Source organism: Myroides oncorhynchi (genome assembly GCF_020905415.1).
Taxonomy (GTDB): Bacteria; Bacteroidota; Bacteroidia; order Flavobacteriales; family Flavobacteriaceae; genus Flavobacterium; species Flavobacterium oncorhynchi_A.
The window spans coordinates 3501208-3525658 of the sequence record NZ_JAJJMP010000001.1; the positions used below are offsets into that span (position 1 = coordinate 3501208).

A 24451-nucleotide genomic window follows, 5' to 3' on the forward strand; every position below is an offset into this window, starting at 1 on the left:
GCAAATAATTCCTAATTAATTAGCTTGCGATCTTTATCATACATCCCGATAAGCACGCTATTCCCTTGCTCATCTACACGTAGTCCACCATACTTTGCTTGTTCATATTTTTTGGCTTCTCCCTCTTGAAAGAAGAAACTCTCCGCACCGATATTAAATCTCCAACCTTGATAGTTAAAGTACTTAATATAGATTTGGTTCTCTTTCTTCTTTCCCATTTCATTCATCATCATCACCATACTTCCTACATTATCCTTATCTAAAGATAATAAGACGTAACCGCGCTTATTTAGTTCTGCTTTCTCTACAGCCTCTTGGATATCCTGCTGTGCTCTTAAGACGTTCTCCTCTACCTCACTAACTGCGATACTATCATTAAGCGCAGGAACTATAGTATCTACTATCACCTGATCAAATGCACGGGTCTGATTAGATATCGCATAATTTAAGATCATATAATCCCCCTGTATAAGTGATCTAGGATCTACAGGTGCTAGTTCTAAAAGAACTAATTGACCTTCCTTAATGGTATTTTCTTTTTGTAAGACTGCCCTAACAAAGAAGATTCCTATCAATACGAAAACACTTAGTATTATACTATTCTTAGACTTTATCATATCCCTCTCCTTTCTTTTGAATTAAATAATACACTCCTAAAAACAGACCTCCTACTATCATCATCGAGATAGATTTTTCTAATAAGGTAAGTCCTAAATCATAGTAAAACATCCCCATAGCCCATATAAATGTAGCAATACTCAAGGCAATACCTGCCTTAAACTGCTGCTTAAAACTCCATAGCAAAAATAAGAATGCGATACCAAAAGCAGGGTAATTAAAGGCTATCAACACAGTAAATAATACTGAAAACAGATACACTATAATCTTCGTATTTAACTGTGCAACCTTCATTTTATCTAATAACAAATACACTGTAGCAAGTATTAACCCTAATATTACAAGTAGTAAAAATACGCGAACTGCGCTATACTCACTAAAATAGTAGTATCCATAATCTTCTGTAGATGCTATAATTCCCATCACTAAGATATAGCAAAAGAACGCCGTAAATACAGGCAAATATCGTTCTCTCAGGATGCTATTCTGCGTTCTAATCTGTTGCTCGTGCCAAAATAGGTATACTGCAAATAGCAGTACAAAAGCTAAATAGATATAATAGAAGTTCTCTATATGTAAGCTAAACATTATAACGTGTATTGAGATTAGCACACCTAATGTACTTAAAAAACTAATAATCTGATTATTATATACACATAGCGTTATAATAGAAGTCGCTAAGGCAATATAACCTCCTATATTACTATCTCCTGTGAGTCCATAGATCAAGAAAGAATGTCCTATGATATAGAGTGATACGGCTATACTATCTGTAATAGCGCTATCCTTACTGCGATTAAAGAAGAATGCGCCTACTAAAAAGGCAATTCCAATACCTGTTAACACAGCTTGATTTCGGAATAAATCAGCAGATATCAAGGCTATAAATCCGATGAATAAACCTAATCCTAGTAAACTTCCTAATACTGATACCACTCTTATGATAATCGACTTTAGCGCTCCCTTATCTGTTGCCTCAGTTAAAGACTCGTGGTTTATCTCTACTCCACTCTGTTCTAACGAAGAGACTAAGGTTTTAAAATTACTCTTGCTCATTGTTCCAAAGTTTTTTCTGATTCATAATAAGTTTTACGATAGCGAATGTTCCTCCGATGGTGTAAAGTGCATATAGTAATAATGCTCCTACATTAAAATCAGCAATCTTAATTAGTACAGCAAATACAATAGCAAACAAGGCTAAATAGATATAACTAAACACTAATAAGTCCTTCGTCTTTCTACCCCATAAGAAACTTCCCACTAGCCAAAGTATAGAAACTATTACTAAGTAATATAATCCTGATATATCTGCTTTGATATACTGATCTGTGCTTAAAAAGATATACATAACCACTCCGGCAGTAGCAAGTGCAATACTAGCGAATGTAACTAATGCGGTATAATATCTAGCCACTGTATAGTTAAAGAACTTCCCTAATATAACAGGTATTACATAAAGCGCTATGTTTAACAGTAACATAAATAATACGCTAAAGAACAGTTCGTCTTCTTCTCTTAATTGTGTGTAATACAGTATTAAAGTGGTATTCACTAATACAGCATAAAACAACCAATGTGCTGAGAATTTATTCAATAGTGTCCACGGCGTAACTGCCAAGCCCCACATAAAGAACAAGTCATAGGCGTTAGCGCCCGTTTGATAAACTTGTCCAAATACGGCAAATAACACACCTACTAATACACTTGCACTAAGTAAGCTTATCTGTTTAATCAACGTACTAAACTTAGGATATACTGATCCTCCTATGCATATCGCTAGAAGCCCAAAAACAAGTAAGAACTTGATGTTTTTATCTAGGTCAGCCCAATTATAAGCAAAGAAAAACACAATCCCCGAAACAAATAATCCAGCGCCTAGTATTAAGGTGAAGTACTTAGTGAATTTCTGCCAGTCTGTTAGATTAGCATAACTCTTCTGCTCTAAGAGCTCCCTAAGCTGTATATCTGAAAGCGAACTGTGCTCTTTTAAGAGATATAAGTCACCCTTATCTATTTTTTCTTTCATAGAATTTTTGTCAAACGTAATAAAAAAATTGCTTAGAAATGATAATCTGTTAAAATTAGATCTATTTTATTTGCACTTCTTTTAGACTTTATTTTTTGTAATTACTTTTGTACCTTATTTTAAAAAGCTTTTAATGAGACTATTATTCTTACTATGTCTACTGTCTATTTCTTCTATAACATTTGGACAAAATCAAAAATTAAAACAACAAATAGAGTCAATTCTACAGCATAAAAAAGCAACTGTAGGTATTGCTATCATTTATGATGGAAAAGATACACTGACCTTTAATAATGATCATAAATACCCTACTATGAGTGTTTATAAATTCTTTCAAGCCTTAACTATCTTGGATTATATGGATAAACACAATATTGAATTAAACACTCCGATGTTTATTAAGAAAGAGGATTTAAAAGAAGGTACCTATAGTCCGCTTAGAGATAAATGCCCTATGGGAGACTTTAATATACCTATCGGGGAATTAATACAGTATACCGCTTCTCACAGTGATAATAATATCTCTAACTTGTTTTTCAGTAGCCTAATAGGTCCTAAGATGACAGACTTATACTATAGAAGCCTTGGGATTAAGGAGTTTGAGATTATCTCTAGTGAAGAGGAAATGAGTCTAGACTTCAACAACCAATATGACAACTGGATTACCCCGCTTGAAGCAACAAGAATACTAGAGTTATTTCACCGAAAAGAATTATTATCTCCTGAGTATAAAGTATTCTTACAACAAGCAATGATAGATACTAAGTCTGGACTAGATAAAGTTAAAGCTTTACTTCCTAAAAACACAGTTGTGGTTCATAAAACAGGGATGTCATTTAGAAACGACAAGGGATTAAGAGCTGCGGATAATGACTTAGCACTTGTCTATCTTCCTAATGGAAAACAGTTCTCCATAGCTGTTCTAGTAAAAGATTCACTAGAAGATGATAAAACAAATGCTTCCATCATAGCACAAGTAGCCAAAGCAGCTTACGACTATTATAGTAAACAGTAAATTATACAAAAAAAAAGCACAGTTCTTATAAAACTGTGCTTTTTTGTACCTTATTTTATGCTTTCTCTAATATCTGAGCTGCGTGATCTTTAGTCTTTACTTTACTAATCACATCGCTGATAATTCCCTCTTCGTTGATCACGAAAGTCATTCTGTGGATACCATCATATGTACGCCCCATAAACTTCTTAGGTCCCCATACTCCGAAAGCATTTAGTACCTCTTTCTCTTCATCTACTAATAGCGGAAAAGGAAGGTTATTCTTATCGATAAACTTCTGTTGTCTAGCTGCTGAATCTGCGCTGACACCTAGTAGTTCAAAACCCTTAGCTTTTAACTCAGCGTAGTTATCACGTAAGTTACACGCTTCCCACGTACATCCTGGCGTACTTGCTTTAGGATAAAAGAATACCACTAATTTCTTTCCTTTATAATCACTTAATTGGTGTATATTACCTGCTTGATCTAATGCTTTAAACGCTGGGGCTGGTTGCCCTATTTCTAATGTCTTCATCTTCTTTCTATTTTACGATTATAACAAAAATAGGAGAATTTATAAGAACTATCAAGGTTTACCTATAAACTCTCTCTATCATAAGATTACTCTTTCAGGACTATCTTATCGAACTGATAAATAATCTTGTCCTCTACTAGCATCTTTTTAATCACATGTTGAATCACTTGATCCATCTGACTACCTAGCTTACTAAAGTCAAATGCTTTACCGATAGCCTTTGTTAGATCTTCGTGTGGCACACTAAAGTTGCTCTTCAGCAATTCTATAATAGCCAATTCTATCTCTTCAGGGCTGATATCTTCTATATTTCTCTTCTCGATAGTGTTATCTCTATAATGTGTCAATCCACGTTTATAGACTTCTTCATTCCAATAAAACTCTTGATATGAAGGAACGCTAACTGTATTAGGTACAGCATTTACTAATTCCACGAAATAAGCTTGTAATTTACTGCTCGTTCTAGAGATACTCCACGCATTCATAATCTTCTTAAATAGATACGATTGGCTAATGGGCCCCTCTATCTGAATAAGATCATACATCTGATTCTGTATCATATTTCGATTACTCATTTCATAGATAGCCTCAGGATTAGCCTCAACCACCGTTTGTAAAGCAACACGATTATAAGCTTTTTGATTAGAGATAATTCCCGTATCAGTAATCTCAACCAAGTGCTTATGAATAAAATCATTAGGATTAATACTCACTACTGGCTCTACTGCGTTAGTATAAAGATTATCTATCTTCTCCTTAAGATCCTTGATAATTAATTCTTTATTCTTAAACCAATCGATTGTCCATATGCGGTAAATATCCCATCCTAATCCTTTTAATACCCCTGGTATTAATAGCTCTCTATCATTAGTGGTTTTGACATTATAGTAGTTTAATCCATCCACTAATATCCCGACGATATATTGATTAGGATTATTCTTATCCACTACCCCTATATCTAAGCGGTAACCGGAAGTACCTATGTTCATCTTCACCTCTAGACCATTGGCATTTAGGTATTTCGCGATGGACTGAATTAACTTGTCATTCTTTCTTACTTCTTCTGATTCGACAAGATTTACATACCCTTTCTCTGCAAATTCTAAGAAGTTCTTCAATCCTTTAACTCCTTCAGAATTAGTACGTCTTAGATCTATCTGATCTCCTTTAATAGAAGAGAATATCTTCATTTCATAGCGCGCTCTAGTCACAGCTACATTCAGACGACGCCATCCTCCATCTCTATTTAAAGGACCGAAGTTCATTGACACTTTACCTTCTTCATCAGGTCCATACCCAATAGAAAATAAGATAATATCACGCTCATCCCCCTGTACATTCTCAAGGTTCTTGATAAATAAGGTCTCAGAAGCTCCTAACATCTTCTCCTCTACTGTCGGATTACTCTTAAGCATATCTGTTAGCATATCTTCTATCAAGGTCTGCTGCGTTTGACTAAATGTAACCACTCCTAATGTTTTAGGGTTAGGCTGTTCGTAGTGAAGTTTGATGTATTGAATAATTGCTTTAGCTTCTAATTTATTTGTACGTGATTTCCCTTTCTCATAGACTCCATCTGCTATAAACTCGAACGTTACTTTTCGGTCTAAATCATCTTTAGACGGGAACGTCAACAACTTGTTATCATAGAAGTTAGCATTACTAAATGAGATCAAACTCTCGTGCTTACTTCTATAGTGTCTTAACAGATACTTAGAAGGTAATGATAATGCTAAACAGTCATCTAGGATACTCTCAAGATCCTCTAACTCTAAGTTGTCTTCATCTATTTTATTAGACGCAAAGAAAGTAGTCGGTGGCATCTGCTTAGGATCCCCTACTATTATCGCTTGTTTTGCTCTAGCTAATGCACTAATAGCCTCTGCGGTTGGCAACTGAGATGCCTCATCAAAGATCACCAAATCAAAGTGATCTGTACTCACATTAAAGTACTGTGCCACAGAGATAGGGCTCATTAGCATACACGGTTTTAAGCGTGGTAGTAAGTTAGGCATTTGATCAAAGAGCTTTCTCAAGCTCATTCCCCTACCTCTACTGCGTATAGCACGTTTAAGCATCCCTAGCTCTGAATTCTGAATGAACTCATTAGATGAGCGAGGAATACGACTACTAAGTTTCAGAATTAACTGACTCTTATTAAGTTCTGTATACTCGTTATGTATATCTTGATACTGTTTGATCAGCGTCTCGTATATTTTTGAATCAAAACCACTTAAGGCAAATGAATGACTTACTGTCTGTATAAACAGATTAATGTGTAAGATACGCTCTAGGTCATTAGACAAATTATCTTTATCGATAACACCGTTTTCTAACAACTTAATAAACCACTCTAGATCAATAGCTATCCCCTCGCGTCTATAAACATTATAATTAATCCAATCACTTAGTTTATCTAGGTTCGCTAAAATAGTATCTACTTCACTACTTAAAGGCGCCGAAGTAGAATTAGTAATTTCTTGAATACCTTGGTACTTAACAGTAAAGGTTTTTAAGAATGTCAGAATCTCCGAAACTCCTCTTCTAACATTTGTGTTTTTATAGAAGTGTAATAACCAAGTATCAATACCTGTGAAGCCACACTGATGTGATAAAGAAGAAATAAGGCTAAGATTGTCTAATTCTTTATATATCGTCTCTATATCTAGATTGTTATTTGAATAATAGACATTAGATAGCTTATTTACATCCTTGTAAATAGCATTCTCACAGTTCTGTTTGATTTTTTTATACTCTTCAGCTTGCGCAAATAACTGTTCTATATCAGCAGTTTCACTCACCTTTAACTTAGCATATCCGTTTAAGAATGACTTGACTTTTCTCTGTTTTAACCATTTAGGTAAGAACCATTGGTGCTTAGAAATATTCCACTGTTGTTCATAGAGAGACAAATCTATCTCTAATATTTTCTTATTAAACTGACGTCCTATAACTTCCTCTATCTTAATTCTTCTTTGTTGTAATTCTGCCCACTTATTCAGTAAGTTAAACTGATTCTCATCAAAGTATAGATCAACTAATTCATAAGATAAATTGCTCTTCGCTATAAGTTCAAAAAGCTCTTTTAAGTTATTTGGATTCAAGTGATTATTAGACAGCAGGTCGAACTTATACTCTAAACCTAAATGTTCATACTCACGCGCTACATATTTATAGTCAGATAGTACTTCTTTTATGTTGTTTTGAATGTCATACTTATGTTCTATTATATTTAAAGAACGTAAAGGATGCGTAGCCGGATTATCTATTTTCTTACATAAAGCATCCATCGGAATCACCCAATCTGTCCACTTTAAATAATTCGCTTGGCTTACTTCTTCTAATTTGATGTTCACAATAACGTTGTTATTTAACTCAACATTATTTAGCTCTAGATAAGCTATGGTGTCATATAAAGTCCACCCTATCGTAAAACAATGATGTAGTTGCGCCACATACTTTCTCAGTTCACTTTTTCGTTCATCTATGCGATTAGACGCTTCCTTAAAGTCGTAAGTACCCTTATACATTGGCACGTCTAGCGTAGCTTCAAACTGTGCTAATACATCTGATTTTCTCGTTTTATTAGAGTGTAATTCCAAACAGAATGGCCCTAATCCTATCTTCTCTAACCTGTGATGTACTACATCTAGAGCAGCCTTCTTAGCCGCCACGAATAGCACTTTTTTACCATTCGCTAACGCATCAGCAATGATATTAGTAATAGTCTGCGACTTACCTGTACCTGGAGGTCCGTGAAGAACAAAGCTATTATTCGCGTGGGCATTTCTAACTGCCTCTAATTGGGAATTATCAGTCGATATCGGCAAAGTCAATTCATACGAAGATAGCTGTTCTAACTCTTCGTCACTACTGCTTAAAGTATCAAATGGAGCAGTAAGACTCCCTGTCAAAAGGCTCTTAACAATCGTGCTTTCTTGTAATTTATCTGAGTATTTAGAAATGTCTTGCCATAAGATCAGCTTACTAAAAGAGAATGTCCCTAGAATAACTTGATCTAGTACATCCCATCCCTTTAAGTTGAGAATCGTCTTTCTAATTAAAGCCAATACTTTAGGAACATCAACACCTGACTCATCCATAGGCAAATCCTCTAAAGCAGACATATCAAGCTTAAACTCCTGACGTAGGTACTCTAGCAATGTAATATTAATCATCGTCTCCTCCTCTCTACCTCGCAAGACGAATTTAGAGTTGATAGAACGGCGATTTAACTCTACAGGAACTAATAGAATAGGTGCATATCTAACAGTGTCAGCTGATTTTGGCTCATACCATTTTAGCAATCCTATTCCTAGATATAGTGTACTCTTACCATTCTCCTCTTCTGCTAATTTAGAATTACGATGTAGATTGACTAAGATATTATCTAAATCATACTCATTATAATAGCTGTATAATCTATTATTTTTAAACTCTGACTCTACTACTTCGTACAAATTATCAGAAGAATGCAAAGGCGGAAAATACAGATTATATCTACTCAATATCTCCTGTGTACTGCTTCCCTGTATAGTATATGTTTTGCCTTCAGCTAATGAATCTTCAAGACTGCTGACATTGACATCTATTAATTGTAAGATACTTTTAGTGAAACGGGTATTTAACAGGTTATTTCTCAGCGAAAGATCAAGTAGCTTGCGTTCCCAAACACGTTGTTTTGAGATATTTAATCCCTCTCCTAGTTCTAGATCAGCATACACATTCGTCTGTTCAAAGCGCTTGTCTATATTGTCTTTTGGCTTGTTCACTTCGAATTCCTGCTCTATTATAATTTCCCCATCTATCTTGCGATGGATAGGTAAAGGCAATATATTATTTATACGAGCTGTCATTACATCGATAGACAATAAGAAATCAGAAGAACGCAGTAATTGTGACTCCGCAGAAGCCATCGCTTCTTTCAGTGTATGAGTTGCCCCCTTGCACATCATCGTAGACTCTATCACGATTAGCTCGCTAATATTAGCCGCCGCACGCTTAGTAATAGCTGTCTGATCAAAGTTCACCATCGATTCAAATCGATCATCAACTAGCCACACTCCTACGAAAATATGCCCTTTTGTTAAGATCAAAATAGGATTAAGATTAATAGCTTCAAGGCACGCAGCAAATAACAAGGTAATGTCTAAACAGTTACCAAACTTAGTTTCTACTACCTGATCTAATAACCTAACACGCTGTCCTGTACGCTCATAACTAGGTGGTAATGCACTATACACCAAATCCATACTCTGTATAGAACGATAGATAGCTGATACCATCTGTAGTACACGCTCTCTATCTCTAGACTGATATCCTTCAAATGAGGGAGTTAACTTATTGCTTTCTAATATTCTAATCGCATTCGTTTTAATCGGCAAAATAGCATCGTGATTAGGTAAGATATAAGACGCCAACAACTCAGGAAAAACATCAATTCCCCCGAAATAGTCTATTGGCAATACATCAATCTGAAAGAAAGTCTCTGCAATAATCTCCTCTTCAGAATATAATCTAATCTGTATCGTATCTATATCTTTCTCCACGATATTGCGGATAAAATGTAGATTATATTTAAAGTCAAATTTAACAATCGTATAAGCAGTATTTGCTTCTAATCGCTCTATATGAATGCTATTATCTTCAAAAAAACCAAGTTGTGAAGTGATAACTATCTTCACTCCTTCATAAGAAGTCTGTTGGTTTTCAATTAAAAGTCGTTGTATAAAATGATATTTCTGTATACAAAAAGTGTAATTGAAGTAATTATACTTCTGTACAGATAGTTTAATCGATATGTTTTGTTCCATAGCGTAACAATAATCTCTTCTAAATAAGGCGTACCATGAAAACAATAACTAGATGGTAGATATTAAAGTCAATTGGCTCACTTACTTATGTTTATATAGTTTTAAAAAAACAGTGTAAATTAAATAATACTTAACAAATTTAAGAAAATATAGCAGACTATCACTATACTATCATAAATCCACACAAACAACTATACAACAATAGTTTACTTTTAAATTTAGTTGAAAAAACATCCATTTAATTAGATAATGGAGAAGGGTGTTCTAAAAATAGTAAGATTTAATACATATCTTTGCAATGTAGGAATTTCAAAATTCACTGTCCTTTTAAAGACCAATCTTCGAGGTCATTTCACAAAAAAATCAGATTATACATTAATAGGATAAAAGAGGCATCTTTATGCTATATGGGTTTGAGTGAGTCCATAGTGTGTCAATTAAAAAGGCTGTTTTAATGGACACACTATGGATGCACGATGCTAGCAATGTACATTCATACAAAACCATATAGCTTTTATCTCTTACTTAAAATCCTCAAGTAAACCATAAACGATTAATGTATGTCCGTTTGATGTAATAAGAGGGTGTAATGTTGTAATTACCCCATTAAACTAGATAATACCAGTTTTTACAATTACTGTATATTAACTAGTTACTTGTTTACATGATCAGTTACTTTAACCTATAAATTATCAGTATGACACTAAACGGAGATACATAACGATTATGAAATATATTATTATTCACTAATTGTTTTTATAGTAAAATGAATTTTAGCATCTCTACTAGGAGTTTATTTTACCTCTTATTTAGTTTATAAGTCTAATTGCTAATCGAACTATGATAAAAGCAAAATAACATATCAATATTTTGTAATTTTACATCGAAAAAATAATACTTATGAAAATTAAAGATAAAGTAATAGATATTGAAACCAATGCTGAATACATAATTAAAGATATTATTGAAAAGAATAAATTCATTCCTGAGGATTTATATAAACTAGTAGAAGTAAAAACTAAAAAAGAAATCCAAGTTTTCAAAAGTACATTTGCAGCTAATTTTAAATCAGTAACATCATATACTTAATTAAGTATATAATGTCCGTTTTTTGTAGTTATTTATTACTAAACAAAACATCATTTAATAATCTCTGACAAACCATGGGATTCGTAATTAATAGTTTATTTACTTTATACCCAACATAAATATGATAAGGTCTATTAAAGTCATACCCTGAATTAAATGGGATGGTGTTGGTTCTTGTTAAAGTAACCTACAGTTTTGTTTAAAGTGAAGTAAAAGACAAACCTCCCTTAAGATGTATTTTAAGTACTATATTTCTTTTTAGTTTGGATGCCCCTTAAACTTCGATACAGACACGTACTTAATAGATTCATAATTTTAAAAGGAAGCTTTTTAGCGTATATTTGCCTTTAAATATAAAGTATGCAAGTATCTAAAGATCCATTACACGGAAAGAAATTAGTTGATATCCTAGAAGAACTAGTAGAGTATTATAATGGTTTTGAAGGTTTAGGCGATCAAATAAATATTCGTTGTTTTACACATGATCCTAGTATTAATTCTTCCCTTAAGTTTTTAAGGAAAACTCCATGGGCACGGGATAAAGTTGAAAGCTTATACCTATATGTCCTTAGACAAAAAGCAAAGCAAAATAGATAATACAAACAAAGAGTACAATCTAGCTTAACAAGCTAAAACATTTTATTTCATTTAATTATGAAGTAATTTATATTCATCCCAATTTGTTAATATAGCTTGCAACTAAATGATTAAAATGTTAATTTCGAAATTTGAATTCAATTAATTAGTTATAATAAAAGTGCAATAGGGAAGTTTTATATCTATTTTAAATATAAAACTTCTCTATACTAAATTTTTGATACAATGACATCATCTACTGCTCAAGACTTTATAGCTAATCATTTCTCTTTTGAATTCATTGAAAAATCTAAGAGAAGAAGTGTTTCAATCTTGAATACACTATATTATGACTTTAGCATAGCTAAACATAATCAAAGTCAGAGTATCCCAACAGAAGAATTTAATTTAGTAAATCTTGAAGGTAAATTTCCTTCAATAGGAACTTCAGAATTGATTAATACTTTTTTACATAATAGAGAATTTACTGAGAATGAAGTATTGTATTTAACTATTTCTTTTTTGTCTAGTACTCGTTTTCAAAATTTAATTGACACGATTAGAATGTATGATGAAACTCAATTTAATGAAGACATATTAAGTGTATTAATTGCAAAACATATTACTAAACAACTTCCCCACTATCTGTTTGATTATTTACACTCGTCTATCATTAGATTTTGTGGTGAATTTGATATTTCTAACGGTCATATTGAAAATATATATTTTAAATCTATACAAGATTATTATAGTTTACTCCTAATAGAATAAAAAACGAGTCTTTTGTTTACAAAAGACTCGTCAAATAGTATTATCTAAATTAAGACACTGCTTAACAGAAGGTTAAATATATTTAGTAAAACTTATCATCCTTAATTAATCTAGCACGCATTCTGGTTTTAAAAGAATACCTAATTTTTATTCCTATTTGATAATTCTTAAACTTTTCTAATCTATTTTCTTCTTGCGTCCAATAACTGTGTAAATCAATAGAATTATCATAATCATTCTTTATACTGATTGGATTCTTGCTTACATAATTACTATCTCTTGACAAATTATTTAATCCTAAATCTAAATAACCTCCTATATATAAACTTTGACTATCACTTAATTCTTGTTTTATACCAGACTCAACTATCCAAGAATATCGTGTATTTAATGCTAAATCATTTTTTTGATTAATCTGCTTAAAATCTCCAAACCCCATAAAGTTAGGTCCATTTAATACAGCATCCCATTGAGCATAATATCCAGAAGTAGTCAAATCATTCATTGTTATCTTAGACTGCGCTGTACCCACTATAAGACCTATACCAAAACCTGTCTGTACATACCACTTTACCAGCCCTTTAGTCTCATACTGGATAGTTAAGGGAATCTGTATAATATGATAATTAATTTGCTCTTTTCTATTTCTACTTTTATACCTAAACTCATAGTTATTTTCCTCTGTATCAGTGGCACTCCAACTTCCCTTTGGCTCTAATTCTTTAAACTTATGGTTATACCTTTGATAACTTACCTCTGAACCTATACTCCATTGTGGGCTTAAATAATAACGGTACCCCATCCCTGCGTTATATCCCAATGCACCTGTTGCTTTATAATTAGTATAGCTCTGAGAGTTCACAATAAGGTGTCCGCCTAATGAAACATTTATTTCTTGTGCAATGCTTATCGTACTTCCAAGTATAACTAGCATTAATCCATATATTTTCTTTTTATCTAAACTCATCATAATTAAGGCTTTACAGTAAATCTAAGAGTCTTTTTTTGTCCTTCTATTTCAATAATCATCATATAAACTCCCTCTACTAAAACATGAGGTAATTGTACTTTAGATATAGGGCTGTGAAGTGGTCCCTTCCATAAGAATTGTCCTGTTTGACTATAAATAGAAGCAACAGCATTATTAAGAGAAGCTGTAGGGTAATCGAGTGCTACTTCTAATACTTCATGTTTTGCTACTGGATTTGGATATAGTTTTATAGTATTAGAAGGTGCATACTGAACTATAGAAGCACAAGTATGTAACAATTCCTTTTTATCTGTTACTAATTCTACACTATAAAGGGCATTTTTATCTAACAAATCCTCTTTATGATGCCCTACAGAATAAACTTGATCAGTACTAATTAACTGGCCGTTTCTATACCATTTATACCCTGTAAAGCGATACCCTCCATTAGTTGATGGATTGTTATTAACCAAAAGCGTATTATCGAATTTCTGAATAACTATGTCGTCAAAGATAAAAGGACGTTCGATAACCAATTCATACGTTTTAGTAATAAGGCCACTTTGAGAAGTAACTACTATCTCTTGGTGATAGATACCCGCTTTGGGAGTTGATATGTTAAAACTATGACCTGTACTGACTGTAGCTCCTGCACTAATCTCCAAATCTATAGTAACCATATCTCCTATGTCATCACATTTTAATGTAATAAACTCTTTTAGGGAAGGTTTATTTATTTTATCCTTATTGATAGTTAAGCTGATAATATTAGCATCATCACCATTTATCACAAGGATTTGACTTACACTTTTTGCTGACTTATAATTATTACTTCCCTTTTGATGAGCAGTTATAACAATACTACCAGGGCGAACAATAGTCACTAATCCAGAAGAACTAACTATCGCTGCTGCCTTCTCTTCAAATGAATAAGTATAAGAAATTGGCAGTCTAGAACTACTTGTTGCTGTCATTTGTAATTGGAGTGATTTATCGAATACCACTGATGATAATTTATTAAAGGTAATTGTTTGTTCTGCCTTGCTAATTGTAAGTTTTGCTTTTAAAACTAAATCTTGATAATTAGCTCCACTTATCAACGCAGAAACAACGTACTCACCTACCTCTATTTGTCTATTTCCTTCATATTTAACTTGTATCCCTTCTGGTAATTTTCCTTGTAGCAATAAAGCAAACTCTTTTCCATTATAAATATATTCTACATCTTTAAGTTCTATACCTTTTATCACAGCTGGAGTTATTTCAAAATCAACTTCTTTATAGACTAATGTATAATTGCTATTTACTTTAAGACTACCTTGTGTAATCTTATATATTCCAACGTTTTCTCCTTTATCGCGAGATACATCTCCTGTTAGCACATCTTCCTTCTTATCATCGTTTACTACCCCTGATACAACATAATCTAACTTAGGATCTACAGATCCATATACTTTAGATTTAGAATTAGCTGTTACTATTAATTTAGCAGGTAATACATTAACCTGTATTTTTAATAGCTCACTTTCACACCCTTTAGAATTAACCTGGCTAACCCAATAAACCTGAACACCAACTTTATTTGTTAATGGTATAGGGGCTGTTTTACTCCCTTGTACAGGAGTAGTATTATCATCTAAATACCATTTTAAACTATTTCCTGAAACTTTATCAACTATTAACTCTTTGGTATTATCACCATAGTAATAGTTTAAATTATTATTTCCAGTTGGGATATCTATCATTTCTCCATCCTTAATTTTTATATCCAAATATTTTTGACACCCACTACCGTCTGTAACTGTAACGCTATAAGTACCTGCTGATAATTCTGATATATTTGAACTAGTAGCTCCATTACTCCATAAATAACTATATGGCAGCGTTCCTCCTAGTACAGCTACTGTAGCTGTTCCATCAGTACCACTATGACAACTAACATCTGTACCTTTTACGGTGGCAACTAATGCAGCGGGTTCATTGATTGTAACATTTACTTGAGCAGTACACCCACTACCGTCTGTAACTGTAACACTATAAATACCTGCTGATAATTCTGATATACTTGCACTAGTAGCTCCATTATCCCATAAATAAGTATAAGGTAGCGTTCCTCCGACTACAATTACTGTAGCTGTTCCATCAGTACCACTATGACAACTAACATCTACTCCTTTTACGGTGGCAACTAATGCAGCGGGTTCATTGATTGTAACATTTACTTGAGCAGTACACCCACTACCATCTGTAACTGTAACGCTATAAGTACCTTCTGATAATTCTGATATACTTGAACTAGTACCTCCATTACTCCATAAATAACTATATGGCAGCGTTCCTCCGACTACAATTACTGTAGCTGTCCCATCAGTACCACTATGACAACTAACATCTGTACCTGTAACGGTGGCAACTAATGCAGCAGGTTCGTTGATTGTAACATTTGCTTGTACTTTACACCCACTACCATCTGTAACTGTAACATTATAAGTACCTACTGATAATTCTGATATACTTGAACTAGTACCTCCATTACTCCATAAATAACTATATGGCAGCGTTCCTCCTAGTACAGCTACTGTAGCTGTTCCATCAGTACCACTATGACAACTAACATCTACTCCTTTTACGGTGGCAACTAATGCAGCGGGTTCATTGATTGTAACATTTGCTTGAGCAGTACACCCACTACCGTCTGTAACTGTAACACTATAAATACCTGCTGATAATTCTGATATACTTGAACTAGTAGCTCCATTATCCCATAAATACCTATAAGGCAGCGTTCCTCCTAGTACAGCTACTGTAGCTGTTCCATCAGTACCACTATGACAACTAACATCTACTCCTTTTACGGTGGAAACTAATGCAGCGGGTTCATTGATTGTAACATTTGCTTGAGCAGTACACCCACTACCATCTGTAACTGTAACGCTATAAGTACCTTCTGATAATTCTGATATACTTGAACTAGTAGCTCCATTATCCCATAAATAACTATAAGGCGGTGTTCCTCCGACTACAATTACTGTAGCTGTCCCATCAGTACCACTATGACAACTAACATCTGTACCTGTAACGGTGGCAACTAATGCAGCAGGTTCGTTGATTGTAACATTTGCTTGAGCAGTACACCCACTACCATCTGTAACTGTAACGCTATAAGTACCTTCTGATAATTCTGATATACTTGAACTAGTACCTCCATTACTCCATAAATAAGTATAAGGTAGCGTTCCTCCGACTACAATTACTGTAGCTGTCCCATCAGTACCACTATGACAACTAACATCTGTTCCTTTTACGGTGGCAACTAATGCAGCGGGTTCGTTGATTGTAACATTTGCTTGTACTTTACACCCACTACCATCTGTAACTGTAACGCTATAAGTACCTGCTGATAATTCTGATATACTTGAACTAGTACCTCCATTACTCCATAAATAACTATAAGGCAGCGTTCCTCCTAGTACAGCTACTGTAGCTGTTCCATCAGTACCACTATGACAACTAACATCTACTCCTTTTACGGTGGAAACTAATGCAGCGGGTTCATTGATTGTAACATTTGCTTGAGCAGTACACCCACTACCATCTGTAACTGTAACGCTATAAGTACCTTCTGATAATTCTGATATACTTGAACTAGTAGCTCCATTATCCCATAAATAACTATAAGGCGGTGTTCCTCCGACTACAATTACTGTAGCTGTCCCATCAGTACCACTATGACAACTAACATCTGTACCTGTAACGGTGGCAACTAATGCAGCAGGTTCGTTGATTGTAACATTTGCTTGAGCAGTACACCCACTACCATCTGTAACTGTAACGCTATAAGTACCTTCTGATAATTCTGATATACTTGAACTAGTACCTCCATTACTCCATAAATAAGTATAAGGTAGCGTTCCTCCGACTACAATTACTGTAGCTGTCCCATCAGTACCACTATGACAACTAACATCTGTACCTGTAACGGTGGCAACTAATGCAGCAGGTTCGTTGATTGTAACATTTGCTTGTACTTTACACCCACTACCATCTGTAACTGTAACATTATAAGTACCTACTGATAATTCTGATATACTTGAACTAGTACCTCCATTACTCCATAAATAACTATATGGCAGCGTTCCTCCTAGTACAGCTACTGTAGCTGTTCCATCTGTACCACTATGACAACTAACATCAGTGCCTTTTACGGTGGCAACTAATGCAGCGGGTTCATTGATTGTAACATTTGCTTGAGCAGTACACCCACTACCGTCTGTAACTGTAACGCTATAAATACCTGCTGATAATTCTGATATACTTGCACTAGTAGCTCCATTATCCCATAAATAAGTATAAGGTAGCGTTCCTCCGACTACAATTACTTTAGCTGTTCCATCAGTACCATTGTAACAACTAACATTACTATGTGTAGCTTTAGCTACTAATGAAGATGGTTCATTGATTGTAGCATTAGCTTGTACTTTACACCCACTTCCGTCTGTAACTGTAACGCTATAAGTACCTGCTGATAAATCTGATATACTTGAACTAGTAGCTCCATTACTCCATAAATAACTATATGGCGGTGTTCCTTTGGAAGGATTAACAGTAATGGATCCATCACTTGCTCCTCTGCAACTTATATTAGTCTTAGAAATATCCGCCTTTAAGATATTAGAATCTGAAATAGTATAGTTTTGGTCAAAAACAAATATTGTTGTAGTATCTAAATATACTCTAACTCTATACTCGCCTATCTCAAGCTCAGAAAACAATACAACTCCACCAACTATTTTCTCACTTTTAAGTATTATTCCTGTACTGCTCAGCAACTCAACATAGTATACTTTTGTTTCATCTAACCCTTCTATAATCCCAGTTATAACTCCTGATTTCCTACCTAAACAATTAATATCTACTGCCTTAATACTATTCTTTAAGACAGGTAACACCTGATAATAGTTCTTATTAATAAAAGTATATGGCCTTAGAGAAAATACCAAATCAGAATTAAATCTATCACTAGCCCCATCTAGAGTAGTTTTAGACATCTTATAAGATGTATTAGCCATTAAAAAACAGCTAATCAAGAAAAGAAATAATAGTAATAGTTTTTTCATATTCGTATTGTTTAGTTAGATTCACTATTCTAAAAACACCTACACTACAAAAAAACAGGACTTCTCTACAAAGAAAAATCATTAATCTGTTTACTATTATAAATTTAGCTATTGGTTGAGTGTGGTGAATTTCAAAAATTAGCTCTAGACAATAAAATTATAATTCCATCTAAGAGTATTGCTTTTATAAGGGTGGACAAAGGGGTGGACAAAACATAACAACCTTAAAAACAATACATTAAAACCATAAAGACATTAAGCATGTAAATTTTTGTCGCTATGTGAAGTATTGTGATAGTCTAAAAATAGCCTATAATCTTATTTTTCTAAATTGAACTGAGAATTTTAACTCCATTACTTATGAGTAATAAACAATCTTTTCCTTGCACTTTCTAGGAGATTACTAGGATTATCCTTAAGGTTTACTTGCCCAGAAGGTGGTTTTCTCAAAAAAAGGTGCAAGCAACCCTCTAGTAATCTATAATGGAAATCTGTAGAAAACTACCTCTAGTCTAAAGATCCGTATTGAGAAGGAATATATTTCATAATCAACTATTTATAAAGTTTAAAATCCCACAATAAGTAATGGGATATTCATACATTTACAATTCTATAGTGTGTATGTGTATCTCTTATGTGTTTTATAAAATCCTATTATTTATCGAACTCTGGTTTTTAACATTTAAATCTATATTATTTATCATTTGATAATTAGTAAAATAACGAGAGACTATACTTTTGACCTATAAAAATAAGAGATAAATTATGACACAAGACAATGTAAACAAAGGGTTATCCTTAGCGAGTATTTTTCCAACCAAAACAAGAATACGCTTAATAGGTGTATGGCTTATCGTCATACTGTTTATGGTATTTGGAGGAGCTATTATAGGAGACTCACTCTCTCCCTTAGTAGCAACTACTGTTTTCATAGTACTACTATTGACTATTATAGTCGCTGCTTTTGGCGTAGTAAAAGAAGCGGATGAACTTGCACATAAACTAGGAGAACCTTTCGGAACACTTATTCTTACTTTATCTATTGTATCTATAGAGGTAATCTTAATCTCAGCAGTAATGTTAGGTCCTGGAGAAAACCCTACTATTGGTAAAGACTCTATCTTCTCTGTCATGATGATCATTATGAACTTAGTGATAGGATTATGTATCCTATTAGGGGGGCTTAAATATGGAGAACAAGAGTATAATGCGCAAGGAACGATGTCTTATATAGCAATGATTATTATGCTAGGAGGAATCGCTTTATTACTTCCTAATTTTATACAAGGTGCCGGTGGAGGTATGTTTAGCACCACACAAGCTGTTGTATTAGCGGTCTTTATTATTGTTCTTTATGCTGTCTTCTTATATTTCCAAATGACAGGATATAGACACCTATATGTACAACCCAAAGAGGGATCAATGGAAATTCTCTTTAAAGATAGAGCTATAGCGAATAATGTAACCGCTTATAGTGAACATACTGCTACCGATGGAAAGAAAGAGATATGGATACGCTCTATCATCTTAATCGGAATGATACTACCTATTGTACTATTATCTCATAATATGGCTGTAGTAGTGGACTATGGTATTAAAGCAGCTAATCTACCGACGCTATTAGGAGGTGTATTAATCGCTATTATCGTATTTACACCCGAATCTATGACAGCTGTTAAAGCAGCTCTAAATAATGAGTTTCAACGTGCGATAAACCTATGTCACGGAGCATTTGTATCTACTGTGGGACTTACTGTACCCTCTGTTCTTATCATTGGGTTAATTACAGGCAAGACTGTGTTATTTGGGATGAATAGCACAGAAACTATTTTATTTGTCATTACCCTACTACTTAGTCTAATGACGTTCTTAGGTAAGCGTACTACTCCTATTATGGGTATTATGCACTTAGTCTTATTTGCAGTGTTCACACTACTAATATTTAATCCTTAGTTAATATTTATAAATAGAGGTGCTTGGTTGGTTCACTTAAGCTTTTAGCTTATTTAAAAGGCAACTCCATTAATTAAAAAACACTCCTTACAGCTACTGCTATAAGGAGTGTTTTAATTTAACCCAGAATAAGTGATAGAAATATAAACGAAAATAAATTATACAAGATAGGTTTGAAGTAACGATACAAGCATACTACAGTATGGTTTTAGAGCTAATAAAAGGGCTATGAAATAGAATTACTTTGTAGTATTTGGCTAACACTGATTCTGGGTTTAACGGTAAGCCATATTTATAGTTTAGTACATTTTATCAACTATCGATTGTCCTAATCTTCTTTACCTATATTTAATCTACCCTTCTTCTTAACCTTTTAATAACATAGTAAACAATAATTAAACTCAACATCTTCTCATACAATCCAAGTAGTTTCTAAAAATAATATTGACTATTAATAAATAACCTATACTTTATAAAGTTATATTAATTATTTTATCAATCTAATTATATAATCTATAAAAAACATTGCTTAATATTTTAGTAACATACCAATAACCCACAGATTACAATTAGATAGGTACTTTGTTCTCGATGAAAAAACACTATTTATTTGTAAGAAAAGGTGTATTAGTCTTTTCTTCCTTATTACTACTTTCTTGCGGTAACAAGAACCATTCAATTAAAATGAAAGGGTCTGATACCGAAGTGAACCTAGCGGTTAATCTGGCTGAGAAATATACTCAAATAGATGCTAACTTTAGTATTGCCATCTCTGGCGGAGGATCTGGTATAGGAATTACTTCCTTATTAAATGGTCAAGCAGACATCGCTAACTCTTCTCGTCCTTTATCGGATAAAGAAATCAAACAATTTGAAGACAAGAACATCAAAGTACGCACTGTTGTATTTGCTGAAGATGCAACTGCTTTTGTCGTGCACAAAGATTTACCAATTAATGAAATAGATCTTGAAACACTAGCTAAGATTCTAAAAGGAGAGATTACTAATTGGAATCAAGTCACTGCAGTAGATCTACCTATTAACATCTACGGTCGTCAAAGTAGCTCTGGAACACATTCTTTTATCAAAAAGAAACTAAAGATAGAGTTCTCTAATGCAGCTAAAGAAATGACAGGTAATGCTCAGATATTAGAAGGAGTGAAAGCAGACAAATCAGGGATAGGCTACGTCGGTGCAGGATATATTTCACACGAGGTATCTGCTAACCCTACTGTAAAGATTCTTAATATTAAAGAAACTGCTACTTCTCAAGCTTTCTCACCGATAGATGCAGCAACGATTAATAACAGTCTATATTTCTTCCAAAGACCACTATATCAATTCATATTAGAAGACTCTTGGGAGAAGGTAAAGCCTTTTGTTGACTTTGAAAGTAGTGAAATAGGTAAGAAAATAATCATTGATCACGGGTATTATATCATAGAACGACCATAAAATGAAATATAAAATTAGAATAGGCTTAGATATCGCATTCAAGTATATCTTTAAAGCAACTGGTCTTTTAGTGCTTTTCTTATTAGGAGGTATATTAGCAATGCTAATATACAACTCAATATCTTTCTTCATGGATGTTAAACCACTTGATTTCATCACTGGAATGGAGTGGAATCCTACAGGTAAGAATCCTCAATATGGAATGCTTCCGCTTATATTAAGTACAACAATAGTAACCTTCGGAGCTATGCTTATCGCTATTCCTCTAGGTATCGGAACAGCTGCATTTATCTCTGAATACGCAGGCAAAAGATTAAAGAATATCCTAAAGCCAGCAGTTGAGATGTTAGCTGCAGTACCTTCAGTTGTAATCGGTTTCTTAGGTATCGTAGTAGTAAGCCCTGGATTAGCTGATATGGCTAATCTACCAAACGGTTTAAATGCCTTAAACGGAGCGATATTACTTGCTATTATGGCGTTGCCTACTATTATCACGATTGCAGAAGATGCTATACATGCTGTACCTAAAATGTACAAGGAGGCAAGCTACGGTGTAGGAGCTACCAAGTGGCAGACACTACGCAAAGTCATTATCCCTGCTGCAGGTCCTGGTATTATATCAGCTATTATGTTAGGTGTTGGTAGAGCTATCGGAGAGACGATGACAGTACTGATGGCTACAGGTAACGCCGCTCTAATTCCTACAGGATTCTTTGATTCAGTAAAAACGATGACAGCGACTATCGCTATTGAGATGGGAGAAGTTCCTTATCAGACTACACACTACTACGGATTATACGCATTGGCAACAGTACTGTTCTTTATGACATTAATCGCCAACTTAGTAGGAGAATATTTTATAAACAGATTAAGAAAATACCATGCTGCATAAAAGATTTAGATTTTCCTCTATCATTGAATGGGGAACATTAGTAGGAACAACACTTATCGTGTGTTTCTTCCTTGTAGTGATTATCCTTGAGATTGTCACTAAAGGCGTAGGTAGCTTATCATGGGAGTTTATCACTACTATTCCTAAAGAAGGAATGACTAAAGGTGGTATCCTTACTCCTATTATTGGTACAGTATTAATCACCTTAATCACTGCGCTATTTAGTATTCCATTTGGTGTATTCTGTGCAATCTACTTAAACGAGTATGCAGAGAACAATTGGCTAACAAAGATTATCCGTGCAGCGATACGTAACTTGTCAGGAGTACCTTCTATTATCTACGGATTATTTGGATTAGCATTATTTGTACAGGCATTATCATTAGGTACATCTCTATTAGCAGCAGGTCTTACTTTAGGGTTATTATCTCTACCCTATATTATTACCACAACAGAAGAGGCATTAATGCAAATACCAAATAGTACAAGAGAAGCTGCATTAGCAGTGGGTGCAACTAAATTTGAGACTATCAAAGATGTCGTGATACCTTCTGCTGTACCTGGGATATTAACAGGAGTAGTACTAACGCTATCAAGAGCGGCTGGTGAGACAGCTCCTATCCTATTCACAGGTGCTGCATTCTATATCAGTGATACGAATGGATATGTAAACCAAGAGTTTATGGCTCTCCCTTATCACTTATATATGTTATCTACACAACATCAAGCTATTGATGAAGTTAGACCTATCGCCTACGGAACAGCATTAGTACTAATTTTAGTCGTGTTCCTATTAAACTTAAGCGCATTTTATATCCGTTATAAATTCAGAAAAAATGAAAACTAAATTATCTGCACAAAACTTAAGTATCAGTTTTGCAAACAAGCAAGTTTTAAAAAGTGTAAACGTCGAGTTTGAAGAAAATAAAATAACTGCCCTTATCGGACCATCAGGTTGTGGTAAGAGTACTTTACTTAGAAGCTTTAACCGCATGCATGACTTAGTACCTTACGCTAAGATCAACGGAAAGATCATGCTTGAGGATATTGATATTTATTCAAAGAATATTCCCGTAACAGAGATTAGAAAGCGCATCGGAATGGTGTTTCAAAAAGCAAACCCTTTCCCTAAGAGTATCTATGACAATATCGCTTACGGATTAAAGATAAACAACTTACCTCACGATAAGGGTGTAATTGAAAAAGCCTTAACAGAGGCCTTCTTATGGGATGAGGTAAAAGACGATTTAAAGATGCCTGCTCACCGCCTATCAGGAGGACAGCAGCAACGTCTGTGTATCGCTAGAGCAGTTGCTCTAAGACCTGAGGTTATCTTGATGGATGAGCCATGTTCTGCTCTTGACCCAGTGAGTACGCTTAAAATAGAAGAGCTTATTCTACACCTTAAAGAAAAGTACACGATCGCTATCGTAACCCATAATATGCAACAAGCACAGCGTATTGCTGATCAAACGTATTTTATGTACTTGGGTGAAGTGAAAGAAAGCGGATTGACTCAAGATATCTTTGAGAATCCTAAACATGAAATGACAAAGAACTACATCAATGGGGTCTTTGGATAATATAATAATAGTAGACCACTTACCTACTTAGTCATTAATAAGTCAACTTGTTAATATCA

The 24451-nt window shown here is 34.0% G+C and carries 16 protein-coding genes; 9 read left to right on the plus strand and 7 right to left on the minus strand.

Going from position 1 to position 24451, the window contains the following annotated elements:
• Positions 1–11: 11 nt before the first annotated feature.
• Genes LNQ81_RS15185 through LNQ81_RS15195 form a run of 3 tightly spaced genes read right to left on the minus strand, consistent with a single transcriptional unit; the run spans position 12 to position 2644 of the window.
• Positions 12–617: a GDYXXLXY domain-containing protein gene (locus LNQ81_RS15185; protein ID WP_229948179.1), complete on the minus strand. Its 606-nt coding sequence runs from the start codon at positions 615–617 to the stop codon at positions 12–14.
• Positions 604–1674 carry a DUF4401 domain-containing protein gene (locus LNQ81_RS15190; RefSeq protein WP_229948181.1) on the minus strand — a complete coding sequence of 357 codons (1071 nt, stop codon included), beginning with the start codon at positions 1672–1674 and terminating at the stop codon, positions 604–606. The genes LNQ81_RS15185 and LNQ81_RS15190 overlap by 14 nt, the downstream gene beginning before the upstream one ends.
• Positions 1661–2644 (minus strand): DUF2157 domain-containing protein, encoded by a 984-nt coding sequence (locus LNQ81_RS15195; RefSeq protein WP_229948183.1) that lies wholly within the window; start codon positions 2642–2644, stop codon positions 1661–1663. Before LNQ81_RS15195 ends, LNQ81_RS15190 begins: the two co-directional genes overlap by 14 nt.
• 133 nt (positions 2645–2777) lie before the next feature.
• On the opposite strand from LNQ81_RS15195, the gene bla reads away from it, so the two are divergent.
• A complete protein-coding gene (gene bla / locus LNQ81_RS15200) occupies positions 2778–3659 on the plus strand; it encodes a class A beta-lactamase, subclass A2 (RefSeq protein WP_229948185.1) in 882 nt (293 codons plus the stop codon).
• Between the two features lie 55 nt (positions 3660–3714).
• Here bla and bcp read toward each other — a convergent pair whose 3' ends face one another.
• Together bcp and LNQ81_RS15210 are read right to left on the minus strand one after the other, a co-directional pair.
• Complete coding sequence (gene bcp, locus LNQ81_RS15205) at positions 3715–4173, minus strand: thioredoxin-dependent thiol peroxidase (protein ID WP_229948187.1); 459 nt, start codon at positions 4171–4173, stop codon at positions 3715–3717.
• An 86-nt stretch (positions 4174–4259) separates the two neighbouring features.
• Positions 4260–9986, minus strand: coding sequence for a DUF3320 domain-containing protein (locus tag LNQ81_RS15210; RefSeq protein WP_229948189.1), 5727 nt, complete (start codon positions 9984–9986; stop codon positions 4260–4262).
• Positions 9987–10886: 900 nt separating this feature from the next.
• Between LNQ81_RS15210 and LNQ81_RS15215 the strand changes: the two genes are divergently transcribed.
• The 3 genes from LNQ81_RS15215 to LNQ81_RS15225 all read left to right on the plus strand — a co-directional run bounded on the left by LNQ81_RS15215 (position 10887) and on the right by LNQ81_RS15225 (position 12422).
• The gene (locus LNQ81_RS15215; protein WP_229948191.1) at positions 10887–11075 is read left to right on the plus strand and encodes a hypothetical protein; all 189 of its coding nucleotides are present in this window, start codon (positions 10887–10889) and stop codon (positions 11073–11075) included.
• Positions 11076–11435: 360 nt separating this feature from the next.
• Positions 11436–11672, plus strand: coding sequence for a VF530 family protein (locus LNQ81_RS15220; protein ID WP_229948193.1), 237 nt, complete (start codon positions 11436–11438; stop codon positions 11670–11672).
• Between the two features lie 225 nt (positions 11673–11897).
• Positions 11898–12422, plus strand: coding sequence for a hypothetical protein (locus LNQ81_RS15225; RefSeq protein ID WP_229948195.1), 525 nt, complete (start codon positions 11898–11900; stop codon positions 12420–12422).
• 82 nt (positions 12423–12504) lie between these two features.
• Here LNQ81_RS15225 and LNQ81_RS15230 read toward each other — a convergent pair whose 3' ends face one another.
• Entirely contained in the window at positions 12505–13392 is an 888-nt protein-coding gene (locus tag LNQ81_RS15230; protein WP_229948196.1) for an outer membrane beta-barrel protein, read from the minus strand.
• A gap of 2 nt (positions 13393–13394) precedes the next feature.
• Entirely contained in the window at positions 13395–18509 is a 5115-nt protein-coding gene (locus LNQ81_RS15235) for a T9SS type A sorting domain-containing protein (protein WP_229948198.1), read from the minus strand.
• A 765-nt stretch (positions 18510–19274) separates the two neighbouring features.
• Here LNQ81_RS15235 and LNQ81_RS15240 point away from each other — a divergent pair.
• The 5 genes from LNQ81_RS15240 to pstB all read left to right on the plus strand — a co-directional run bounded on the left by LNQ81_RS15240 (position 19275) and on the right by pstB (position 24392).
• Positions 19275–20462 carry a calcium:cation antiporter gene (locus LNQ81_RS15240; protein WP_229948200.1) on the plus strand — a complete coding sequence of 396 codons (1188 nt, stop codon included), beginning with the start codon at positions 19275–19277 and terminating at the stop codon, positions 20460–20462.
• 591 nt (positions 20463–21053) lie between these two features.
• A complete protein-coding gene (locus LNQ81_RS15245) occupies positions 21054–21917 on the plus strand; it encodes a PstS family phosphate ABC transporter substrate-binding protein (protein WP_229948202.1) in 864 nt (287 codons plus the stop codon).
• Position 21918: 1 nt separating this feature from the next.
• A complete protein-coding gene (gene pstC / locus LNQ81_RS15250; protein ID WP_121966203.1) occupies positions 21919–22809 on the plus strand; it encodes a phosphate ABC transporter permease subunit PstC in 891 nt (296 codons plus the stop codon).
• Positions 22799–23656: a phosphate ABC transporter permease PstA gene (gene pstA / locus LNQ81_RS15255; RefSeq protein WP_229948204.1), complete on the plus strand. Its 858-nt coding sequence runs from the start codon at positions 22799–22801 to the stop codon at positions 23654–23656. Before pstC ends, pstA begins: the two co-directional genes overlap by 11 nt.
• Positions 23646–24392, plus strand: a complete 747-nt coding sequence (gene pstB / locus LNQ81_RS15260) for a phosphate ABC transporter ATP-binding protein PstB (RefSeq protein ID WP_229948206.1) — start codon at positions 23646–23648, stop codon at positions 24390–24392. The genes pstA and pstB overlap by 11 nt, the downstream gene beginning before the upstream one ends.
• Positions 24393–24451 lie beyond the last annotated feature (59 nt).

Coding starts and splice junctions, on each gene's coding strand:
- LNQ81_RS15185 (WP_229948179.1), bottom strand. CDS start 617: ATGATAAAGTCTAAGAATAGTATAATACTAAGTGTTTTCGTATTGATA.
- LNQ81_RS15190 (WP_229948181.1), bottom strand. CDS start 1,674: ATGAGCAAGAGTAATTTTAAAACCTTAGTCTCTTCGTTAGAACAGAGT.
- LNQ81_RS15195 (WP_229948183.1), bottom strand. CDS start 2,644: ATGAAAGAAAAAATAGATAAGGGTGACTTATATCTCTTAAAAGAGCAC.
- bla (WP_229948185.1), top strand. CDS start 2,778: ATGAGACTATTATTCTTACTATGTCTACTGTCTATTTCTTCTATAACA.
- bcp (WP_229948187.1), bottom strand. CDS start 4,173: ATGAAGACATTAGAAATAGGGCAACCAGCCCCAGCGTTTAAAGCATTA.
- LNQ81_RS15210 (WP_229948189.1), bottom strand. CDS start 9,986: ATGGAACAAAACATATCGATTAAACTATCTGTACAGAAGTATAATTAC.
- LNQ81_RS15215 (WP_229948191.1), top strand. CDS start 10,887: ATGAAAATTAAAGATAAAGTAATAGATATTGAAACCAATGCTGAATAC.
- LNQ81_RS15220 (WP_229948193.1), top strand. CDS start 11,436: ATGCAAGTATCTAAAGATCCATTACACGGAAAGAAATTAGTTGATATC.
- LNQ81_RS15225 (WP_229948195.1), top strand. CDS start 11,898: ATGACATCATCTACTGCTCAAGACTTTATAGCTAATCATTTCTCTTTT.
- LNQ81_RS15230 (WP_229948196.1), bottom strand. CDS start 13,392: ATGATGAGTTTAGATAAAAAGAAAATATATGGATTAATGCTAGTTATA.
- LNQ81_RS15235 (WP_229948198.1), bottom strand. CDS start 18,509: ATGAAAAAACTATTACTATTATTTCTTTTCTTGATTAGCTGTTTTTTA.
- LNQ81_RS15240 (WP_229948200.1), top strand. CDS start 19,275: ATGACACAAGACAATGTAAACAAAGGGTTATCCTTAGCGAGTATTTTT.
- LNQ81_RS15245 (WP_229948202.1), top strand. CDS start 21,054: ATGAAAAAACACTATTTATTTGTAAGAAAAGGTGTATTAGTCTTTTCT.
- pstC (WP_121966203.1), top strand. CDS start 21,919: ATGAAATATAAAATTAGAATAGGCTTAGATATCGCATTCAAGTATATC.
- pstA (WP_229948204.1), top strand. CDS start 22,799: ATGCTGCATAAAAGATTTAGATTTTCCTCTATCATTGAATGGGGAACA.
- pstB (WP_229948206.1), top strand. CDS start 23,646: ATGAAAACTAAATTATCTGCACAAAACTTAAGTATCAGTTTTGCAAAC.